We start from the raw sequence: 9826 nt of genomic DNA, 5'->3' as shown, positions 1-9826 counted from the left end.
GCGCACACCACCACCCCGCTGGCGATCGGGGAAATCTTCAACACCGTCTACGACTACCAGGCCCTGATCAAGGAACAGCTGATCGACTACGTGCGGGCAGCCTCCACCCACTTCGGCGGGATCAGCCCGCTGAAGAAGGTGATGGACTACGCCGCGCAGTACCAGATCAAGTCCGGCTTCCACGGCCCCACCGACATCTCCCCGGTCGGGTTCGCCGCGCAGCTGCACGTGGGCCTGGCGATCCACAACTACGGCATCCAGGAATACATGCAGCACTCGGATGCGACCAACGAGGTCTTCGAACAATCCATGACCTTCGTCGACGGCTACCTGCACCCGGGCGACAAGCCCGGCATCGGCGTCGAATTCAACGAAGAAGCCGCCGCCGCGTTCCCCTACCAGCAGGCCTACCTGCCCTACAACCGCCTCGTCGACGGCACCGTCCATGACTGGTGAGCTGAAGTCCGCCGGTCCCGCCCACATTGTCGTCATGGGCGTGACCAGTTGCGGCAAAAGCACCGTGGGCGCGGCCATCGCCGACCGCCTGGGGGCGGAATTCCTCGACGGCGACTCGCTGCACCCGCAGTCGAACATCGACAAGATGGCCTCGGGTACCCCGCTGGACGACGACGACCGGGCACCCTGGCTGGCCGAGGTCGGCAGGCGCTTCGCGGCGTCGGACTCCGGCCTGGTCATCGCGTGCAGCGCGCTCAAGCGTTCCTACCGCGACATCATCCGCAGCGGGGACTCCTCCGTGGTGTTCGTGCACCTGCACGGGACCCGGGAACTGCTCGGCAGCCGCATGGCAGCGCGTCCGGGCCATTTCATGCCGCTCTCGCTGCTGGATTCGCAGCTCGAAACCCTGGAAGAACTCCAAACCGATGAAGCGAGTGTTGTAGTGGATATCGCCACGCCAGTGAACCAGATCGTTGACGACACTGTTGCGGCCCTCGACGGGCTGCAGGGCGGAGCCACCCGGTTCCTGGTGGACCTGAAGGCCGCGCCGTTCAACCTCGACGATGCCGCGATTGCGTGGGTGGAGTTCACCATCGGCTCCATGTCGGACGAGGAAAAGATCGGGCAGCTGTTCATCAACCACAACAACGACTACTCCCCGGAATACCTCGACGGTGTCCTGGAGCAGTATCACGTGGGCGGTATGCGGTACCGGCCGGGGCCGTCGGCCGAGGTGCAGGAGCACATCCGGTACGCGCAGTCCAAGACACGGGTGCCGCTGCTGATCGCATCGAACCCGGAAATGGGCGGCGCCGGCAGTTGCGACGACGGGACGTTCGTTTCGACCCACCTGCAGGCGGGCTCGCACCCGGACAAGGGCATCGCCCGCCAGATGGGGCGCGTTGCCGGGGTGGAGACCGCCGCGCTGGGCTGCAACTGGGCCTTCGCGCCGATCGTGGACATCCACTACAACTGGCGCAACACCGTCATCTCCACCAGGGCCTTCGGCAACACCCCGGAAATCGTGGTGGAGCGGGCGAAGGAGTACTTCGACGGCATCAGCGAATCGCCCACCGTGTGCGCCATGAAGCACTTCCCCGGTGACGGCCTGGACGAGCGGGACCAGCACGTTGTCACGTCCTACAACACGTTCGGCTACGAGCAGTGGAACGCGACCTACGGGCACGTGTACCGGGAGATGATCGGCCACGGCGTGCAGTCCATCATGGTCGGGCACATCGGTGCACCGGACCTGTCACGGCATTTCCGTCCGGGCCTCGCGGCGGAGGACATCCTGCCCGCGACCCTGGCGCCGGAACTCCTCCAGGACCTGCTGCGCGGCGAGCTCGGCTTCAACGGGCTGATCCTGACCGATGCGTCCCAGATGATCGGCCTCACCCAGGCCATGAAGCGCAGCGAGCTCGTCCCGGCCACCATTGCGGCCGGGTGCGACATGTTCCTGTTCTTCCGGAACCCGGCCGAGGACTTCGGGTACATGCTGGACGGCTACAAGTCCGGGGTCATCACCGAAGCGCGGCTGCATGATGCCCTGCGCCGGATACTGGCCCTCAAGGCCTCGCTCGGACTGCACCTGAAGTCCCGAGGGGCGCTGGTTCCGCCGGCGGAGGCGCTGGCCCGGATCGGCAGCGAAGCGCACCTGGCCATCGCCGCCGAAATTGCGGACAAGACCGTCACCCTGGTGAAGGACACTGCGCAGAACCTGCCCATCACTCCGCGGACGCACAAGCGGATCCGGCTGTACGGCATTTCCGGCGGCTCGGACTTCACCATGGCGGATCCCCTGGCCTACCTCGATGTGGTGGCCGGGGAACTGGAGCGGGCTGGTTTTGAGGTGCACCTCTTCAAGACGGCGGCGCAGCGCAAGGCGGCAGGGGAGGAAGGCGTGAACTTCATGTCCGTCATCTCCGAGGAAGCCACCGGGGACTACGCGGACAAATATGACGCCGCGTTCGTGTTTGCCAATGTGAAGGGCTTCGCGCAGGAGGCGGCGATCCGGATCAAGTGGTCCACGCCGATGGCCGCCGAGATCCCCTGGTACACCACCGAGGTCCCCACGGTGTTCGTCTCGCTCAACCAGCCGAACCACCTCATTGACGTGCCGATGGTCAAGACCGCCATCCACGCCCACGCGGGCACGCCGGCAGCCATCCGGGCCGCCATCGAGAAGATCCAGGGCAAGTCGGAATTCCAGGGCACGTTCAACGAGAACGTCTTCTGCGACTCCTTCGACACCCGGCTCTAAGCCACGCTGCGTTCTTGACCTGACGCGGCGCAAAAAACCCTGCGCTACGAGGATTCCCGTAGCGCAGGGTATTTTGCTCCGCGAAAGCCCGAAACCTGCGCGAAAAACCCCTCCCGCGGCACCCCGCGCAGGCGTAGCGTGGGGCCATGGAGAAGACCGGATGCGCGGTGGTGGGCGGTGGACCTGCGGGGATGATGCTGGGCTTGCTCCTGGCACGGGCCGGGGTGCGGGTGACGGTGTTGGAGAAGCACGCCGATTTTCTGCGCGACTTCCGCGGCGACACGGTGCACCCGTCCACGATCCGGCTCATTGACGAACTCGGACTCGGCCGGGAGTTTCGCCGGTTGCCGCAGAGCCGCCTGAAGAATGTCGTTTTCCCGGTCCCGGGCGGGGCGCCCGTGACCATGGGCGACTTTGACGCCCTGCCGCCGCCGTACAACTACATTGCCATGATGCCGCAATGGGATTTCCTGAGCTTCCTCGCCGAGGCCGCAGCCCAGGAGCCGGGGTTTACGCTGCTCATGAGCCACACCGCCACGGGCTTGGTCCGCAACGGAGGCCGTGTCCGCGGAGTCCGGTTCCGGACCGCCGACGGCACACAGGACGAGCTCCTGGCGGACCTGGTGGTTGCCACGGACGGCCGCCATTCCGCGCTGCGCACCGCGGCCGGGCTGGCGCCAAAGGAGTTCCCGGTACCCTTCGACACGTGGTGGTTCCGGCTGCCCCGCTATCCCTCCGAAACGGGTGAGGTGGCCGGGCTCGTGCCGGCGTTCGGCCCCGGCGAGGCGCTGCTGGCCCTGTTCCGCAACGACTACTACCAAATGGGCTACCTCGCCGCCAAGGGCGCCGACGCCCGGATCCGCGCGGAAGGCGTCGAGGGCTTCCGACGGCGGGTGGCGGCCCTCCGCCCGGATCTTGCGGACCGGGTTGACGCAATCGAATCCCTTGATGACCTCCACTGGCTCGACGTGCGGCTGAACCGGCTGCACTCGTGGCACATCAACGGGCTGCTGTTCATCGGGGACGCCGCGCACGCGATGTCCCCGGCCGGCGGCGTCGGAATCAACCTCGCCATCCAGGACGCGGCCGCCGCCGCCGAGTACCTTGCCCCCGCACTGCTCCGGGGCCGGGTGACCACGGCAGACCTGGAGAAAGTCGAGCGGCGGCGCCGGTTGCCCACCGTCATTGTGCAGAGCGTCCAACGGCTCATGCAGAGGGCAGTCTTCGGCCCGATCCTGACCGGGAAGCGGTCGAAGGCTCCGGCCGCGGCATTGTTCTTTGCCCGGCACGTTCCGGTGTTCCGCACCATCATTCCCCGCTTCATCGCCTTTGGCCCGCGCCCCGAGCACGCACCGGCCTTCGCGCGGCGGGCCGAACCCCAGCCGCAGCCCTAGCCGTGCTTTCCCCGCCGGCCGGCGCCCCGTCGATTGCTCCGTAACCGCCCCTTGGAGCCTCCAAAAGGGCGCTTACGGGGCAACCGATGCGGTTAGCCGTGCGCCGTGAGGTAGCCGATCAGGCCCTTGACGGTAGCCACCGCCGGGTAGTCGCGCTCCGGAATGTCCACGCCGGTGGCCGCGTCGATCGTTTCCACGAGCCGCAGGAAATCAAGCGAATCGAGTTCCAAATCCTGGCGCAGCCGGGCGTTCTCGTCGACGTCGTCGAGTTCGACGTCAGGGGCCACCGCGCCGATCGCGGCGTGCACCGCCGCGCGGGCGTCCTGTTCGTTCATGGTTCCTCCGGTTTCCTGGCTTTGGGTGTCACAGGTGCTCCGGTTCCTGCAACAGCTCGTTGATCCGGGCGAGGTAACGGGCGCCGCGCAGGCCGTCGCTGACCCGGTGGTCCGCGGAGAGCGTAGCGATGGCGGCATGCCGGACCCCAAGGAGCCCGTCCTGGGCCCAGGGCTGTTCCATCACCCGGCCGAAGCCCACCATGGCCACCTGGGGCGGATAGATCACGCCGTAGACACTGTCTACGCCGAGGTCTCCGAGGTTGGTCACGGTCAAGGTTGGATCGGCCATTTCGGCGCGCTGGAGACGCCCCGCACGTGCCCGGCTGACAAGATCCCGCAGCTGCTCCATGAGCACGTCCAGGGGCAGGGTGTCGGCGTCGTGGATTGCCGGGGCCACCAGACCGCCTTGGCGCAGGGCCACCGCGACGCCCAGGTGCACTGCCGCACTGGGACGGAAACCGCCGTCAACGTAGAAGCCGTTGACCTCGGGGACATCCCGTGCCGCCAGAGCCGCGGCTTTTAGCAGGAGCGCCGACGGCACCAGCCGGCCGGCGACGGGCCGGTGCGCATTGACCGACTGCATCCACCCGACGGCGGTGCGCAGATCCAGCGTGGTGCTGAGGTAGTAGTGCGGGATGGTCTGCTTCGAGCGCGTCATCAGGGCGCCGATGGCCCGACGCAGGCTGGCCACGCGCTCGCTGGCTTCCGACGTCGGCCTCCCTCTAGCTGGTGTCTCCGGCGCTTCCAGTACGGCCGCGACGCGTTCCGGAGCTGGGGATTCCGTCGCGGATGCAACCCGTCCGGGCTCCGGGGGACCCGGCGTTGGAACTCTGGCTGCTGCGCGCTGCACGTCGGCCACCGTCACGGCGCCGTCCGGGCCGGTGCCGGTCACGGTGGAAAGCCCGATCCCGAGTTCCGCGGCGAGCCGCCGCGCCCGCGGCGACGAACGCACCCTGCCCGTCCCGCCGGTCCGGGTCGCCACCGCGTGTTCGACGTCGGCGCGGGTGATGGCGCCGTCCTTGCCGGTGCCCTGGATCCTGCCAGTGTCCACGCCCAGCCGGTGCGCCAGGTGCCGCACGGGAGGGGCGATCGGGGGACCCGCCGTCGGCCCGACCGGCTCAGGGGGCCGCAGCGTGAGAGCAGCGGGTTTCGACGGCGCCCCCGCCGGGGGAGCCGCACGAACTGGAGCCCCGACCTCGGCAGGGGTCTGGGTGATCACGGCCAGCGGGGTTCCCACCGGAACGGTTTCGCCGATGCCCACCAGGAGGTCCGCCACGACGCCTTCCTGGAAGGACTCCACGTCCATGACCGTCTTGTCCGTGTCCACGACCGCCACGAGATCGCCGCGGCGCACATAGTCACCGCGCTTGACCAGCCATTCGACGATCTTGCCGTGCTCCATGTCGGCCCCGAGCGAGGGCATCAGGAAGTCACCCACCGGCGCCTACTGTTGCTTTGGCCGCGGCCACGATCCGTTCCGCGGACGGCAGGGCGGCGAGTTCCAGGTGCTTGGCATAGGGGATCGGCACCTCGGCGCTGCAGACCCTGGCCACCGGCGCATCGAGGTCGAAGAACGCCTGCTCGGTGATCCGCGCACTCACCTCGGCCGACAGGCTGCCGCTGCGCCAGCCTTCATCGACCACGACGGCCCGGTGCGTCCTGGTCACGGAGGAGAGGATGGCGGCGTCGTCGAGCGGGCGGAGCGTGCGCAGGTCCAGGACCTCGGCGTCGATCCCTTCGGCGGCGAGCTGTTCCGCGGCGTCGAGCACCACGGGCAGGGTCCCGCCGTAGGTGATCAGCGAGATGTCGTTGCCGGGGCGTCGGATGGCTGCCGTGCCGATGTCCACCGGGCCGGCGTCGTCGGCCAGTTCCCCGGGGACGTTGTACAGCGAGCCGTGCTCGAAGATCAGCACGGGGTCCGGGTCCTGCAGCGCCGTCCAGAGCATGCCGCGGGCGTCTTCGAGGGTGGCCGGGGCCAGGATCCGCAGCCCCGGGATGTGCGCGTACCAGCCTTCGAGGCTGTGCGAGTGCTGGGCGCCGAGCTGGCGGCCCGCACCGGTGGTCATGCGGATCACGAGCGGGACGTGGAACTGCCCACCGGACATGTGCAGCAAGGTGGCGGCATTATTCACGATCTGGTCGAGCGCCAGGAGGCTGAAGTTGACGGTCATGATTTCCACGATCGGGCGCATGCCGCCCAGGGCCGCACCGATCCCGGCACCGACGAACCCGGATTCCGAGAGCGGGGTATCGCGGATCCGGTCCGGGCCGAACTCCTCCAGCAGGCCCAGGCTGACCGCGAACGAGCCGCCATAGGCGCCCACGTCCTCCCCCATCAGGAATACGCGTTCGTTGCGGATCATGGCGTCGCGGATGCCCGCCCGTAGCGCCTCTCGGTAGCTCGATTTCATGGCGTGCCTGCGGCCTTCCCGGCAGGCTGCCCGGCTGTGCCCGCGCCGTCTTCGGCGCCGCGCTCGCTGTAGACAAAGCGGGTCAGTTCCTCCACCGGTTCCGGGGTTCCGGCCTCGGCGAACTCGACGGCGGCCGCGATCTCCGCCTGCGCGTCCGCCTGCAGCTGCTCCCACTCGGCGGCCGAGAGGTGGCCCGCGGACTCCAGCGCGGTCCGCAGCAGCGTGATCGGGTCCCGTTCCATCCACCGCGCCACCTCCTCCTTCGTCCGGTAGCGTTCGGGATCGAACATCGAGTGGGCCCGGAAACGGTAGGTCCGCAGCTCCAGGAAGTGCGGACCGCCTCCGGAGCGGACGGCGTCCACCGCGCGGCGTGCACCCTCCTCGACGGCCAGGACGTCCATGCCGTCCACGGCCCACGCGGGGATCTCGTAGCCGGCAGCCTTGAGGGCGATGTCAGTCTGCGATTCGGAACGGGCCAGGGCGGTACCCATGGCATAGAGGTTGTTCTCGCAGCAGAACAGCACGGGCAGCTGCCACAGGGCCGCCAGATTCAGGCTCTCGTGGAATGCGCCTTCGGCCACCGCGCCTTCGCCGAAGAAGCACACCGTGACATTGGAGCGCCCCGACATCTTGTCGGCCAGTGCCAGGCCGACGGCGAGAGGTAGGCCCCCGGCGACGATCGCGTTGCCGCCGAAGAAGCGGGTGGGGGCATCGAACAGGTGCATTGACCCGCCCCGACCACGGCAACACCCCTCAACGTAGCCGTACATTTCGGCGAGGATCGCCTCGGCCGAGACGCCCCGCAACAGCGCGTGCCCGTGCTCCCGGTACGTCGCGACGACGGCGTCCTCCGGTCCCAATGACGCCAGGACGCCGGCGGCGACAGCTTCCTCGCCAATGTAGACGTGCAGGAAGCCGCGGATCTTGGCTGCACTGTACAACTCGACGCATTTCTCTTCGAGCTGGCGGACGCGCAACATCTGCAGCAGAAGGTGCTGGCCGTGGGCCGCGTCCAAAGGGCCTCCTCGTGGGCTCGCGGTACCGGTCATTTCGGTGCCTGTTCGGTGCTGGCCGGCTCTATGCGGGCCGGGTTTGGCGGGACCGGGGGCGTCTCGATGGTGGAGGTGTCGCCCTCGGGCAGGCCGAGCTCGCGGGCCTTGAGCAGGCGCCGGAGGATCTTCCCGCTGCGGGTCTTGGGCAGTGCGGCGGTGAAGTCAAGCAGCCGCGGCGCGACGGCGGGGCCCAGCCGCTTGCGGGCGAAGCCGATGATGTCCAGGGCCAGCTCCCCGGACGGTTCCCAGCCGGTCCGGAGTTCAACGAAGGCCTTGACCACCTCGCCGGCCACCGGGTCCGGGACCCCGATCACGCCGGCCTCGGCGACGGCCGGGTGCTCCATGAGGGAACTCTCCACCTCGAACGGGCCGATCAGGTGCCCCGACGACTTGATGACGTCGTCGCCCCGGCCCACAAACCAGTAGTAGCCGTCGGCGTCGCGTTTGGCGAGATCCCCGGTCAGGTACCAGCCCCCGGCGAAGCAGCGGCGGTAGCGCTCCTCTTCGTGCAGATAGCCGCGGAACATGGAGGGCCAGCCGGGCCGGAGGGCCAGTTCCCCCATGGAGTCGGGGTCCGTGACCAGCACCGCTTCGCCGTCGCGGATGACGGGCTTGCCGTCCGCATCCCGGGCCACGACGGCGGCCTCGACGCCGGGCAATGGACGGCCCATCGAGCCGGGCCGGATCTCGGTGGCGGCGTAGTTCGAGATCATGATGCCGCCTGTTTCGGTCTGCCACCAGTTGTCGTGCACCGGCTGGCCGAAGGCCTCCTGCCCCCACACCACAACCTCCGGGTTGAGCGGCTCGCCGACGCTGGCGACGAAGCGCAAGGCGGAGAGGTCGTGTCCTGCGGCGCGGTCGGCTCCGGCCTTCATGAGCATGCGCAAGGCCGTCGGGGCTGTGTACCAGACCGTGACTCCTTGCTCGGCGAGGATCCGGTACCACCGGTCGGCGTCCATTTCCTCCTCGTCCACGATGGCCGTCACGCCGTGGCTCAGGGGTGCGATCACGCCGTACGAGGTGCCCGTGACCCAGCCCGGGTCGGCCGTGCACCAGTAGACGTCTCCGGGTTGCAGGTCCAGGGCGAAGGTTCCGGTCGCGTGGTGGGCGGTCACGGCGTCGTGCACGTGTATCGCGCCCTTGGGAGTGCCGGTGGTGCCGGACGTGAAGTGCAGCAGGGCCATGTCCTCCGGCTGGGTGGCCGCGATCTCCCCGTCCGGCGGGGCTTGGCGCATGAGGGCGGCCAGGTCGAGGGTTCCGGGCTCGGGATCGCCGTCGGCGTCGATGAGCAGGACGTGGCGCAACTCCGGGAGCTGCCCGCGCAGCTGGACGATCTTCCTGCGGTACAGCGCCCGCGTGGTGACCAGCGCCCGGCCGGAGCCCAGCGTGAGGCGCTGCCGCACCGGCTCGGGACCGAAAGCGGAGAACAGCGGGCAGAACACGCTCGCGTTCTTGAACGTGCCGAGCACCGCGATGTACAGGGCGGGGCCGCGGCCGGTGAGGGAGAAGACCCGTTCCCCGCGGCCGACGCCAAGGCTGCGCAGGACGCCGGCGAAGCGGCTGGTCTGTTCGGCGAGTTCGGCGTAGCTCAAGGAGTGGGTGCTGCCATCGGCCCGGACGAACCGCAAGGCCTCATGTCCTGCCGTGCTGCCAGCCGCGTGCCGGTCCACTGCCTCGTAGGCGATGTTGAGGCCGCGGCCACCGGGGAGTCCGGATAGGGCTCGCCGGGCCTCATCCCAGGTGAAGGCCGCGCACGCCGCGTCATAATCCACCAGGTTCGGCCGGACCCGGAAACTGCCGATGTCTTTGGTGATCGCAGGCCAGCGGATGGATGGTTCGGTTCCTGCCGTCATGGTTCCATCCGACTCCCGTGTGCCGGTGCCGCCCAGAGCAAAAGGTCCCGGACCGACGTGCA

General features: G+C 68.7%; 8 protein-coding genes. 3 read left to right on the top strand and 5 right to left on the bottom strand.

The window, feature by feature from the left end:
* The 3 genes from AC1D1A_RS10085 to AC1D1A_RS10075 form a co-directional block, all read left to right on the top strand.
* A partial coding sequence (locus AC1D1A_RS10085; protein ID WP_476947647.1) for an enolase C-terminal domain-like protein occupies window positions 1-456 on the top strand: 456 nt, incomplete at its 5' end.
* Complete coding sequence (locus AC1D1A_RS10080) at window positions 446-2719, top strand: gluconokinase, GntK/IdnK-type (protein WP_476947646.1); 2274 nt, start codon at window positions 446-448, stop codon at window positions 2717-2719. The genes AC1D1A_RS10085 and AC1D1A_RS10080, both read left to right, overlap by 11 nt.
* Before the next feature lie 146 nt (window positions 2720-2865).
* Window positions 2866-4113, top strand: coding sequence for an FAD-dependent oxidoreductase (locus AC1D1A_RS10075; RefSeq protein ID WP_476887556.1), 1248 nt, complete (start codon window positions 2866-2868; stop codon window positions 4111-4113).
* A 92-nt stretch (window positions 4114-4205) separates the two neighbouring features.
* On the opposite strand, the gene AC1D1A_RS10070 is transcribed toward AC1D1A_RS10075, so the two are convergent.
* From AC1D1A_RS10070 to acsA, 5 genes are read right to left on the bottom strand one after another with little or no spacing between them, the layout of a single operon-like run.
* On the bottom strand, window positions 4206-4448 hold the full coding sequence (locus AC1D1A_RS10070) for an acyl carrier protein (RefSeq protein WP_476947645.1): 243 nt from the start codon (window positions 4446-4448) through the stop codon (window positions 4206-4208).
* A gap of 28 nt (window positions 4449-4476) precedes the next feature.
* Window positions 4477-5886 carry a dihydrolipoamide acetyltransferase family protein gene (locus tag AC1D1A_RS10065; RefSeq protein WP_476947644.1) on the bottom strand — a complete coding sequence of 470 codons (1410 nt, stop codon included), beginning with the start codon at window positions 5884-5886 and terminating at the stop codon, window positions 4477-4479.
* Entirely contained in the window at window positions 5879-6859 is a 981-nt protein-coding gene (locus AC1D1A_RS10060) for an alpha-ketoacid dehydrogenase subunit beta (protein WP_476947643.1), read from the bottom strand. Before AC1D1A_RS10060 ends, AC1D1A_RS10065 begins: the two co-directional genes overlap by 8 nt.
* Window positions 6856-7908 (bottom strand): pyruvate dehydrogenase (acetyl-transferring) E1 component subunit alpha, encoded by a 1053-nt coding sequence (pdhA, locus tag AC1D1A_RS10055; RefSeq protein ID WP_476947642.1) that lies wholly within the window; start codon window positions 7906-7908, stop codon window positions 6856-6858. The genes AC1D1A_RS10060 and pdhA overlap by 4 nt, the downstream gene beginning before the upstream one ends.
* Complete coding sequence (acsA, locus tag AC1D1A_RS10050; RefSeq protein ID WP_476857642.1) at window positions 7905-9764, bottom strand: acetate--CoA ligase; 1860 nt, start codon at window positions 9762-9764, stop codon at window positions 7905-7907. Before acsA ends, pdhA begins: the two co-directional genes overlap by 4 nt.
* Between the last annotated feature and the right edge of the window lie 62 nt (window positions 9765-9826).

It is taken from the genome of Arthrobacter sp. P1_B9 (assembly GCF_056406495.1).
Note: the sequence above shows the minus strand (reverse complement) of the source record. Positions and strands in the feature narration are given on the sequence as shown.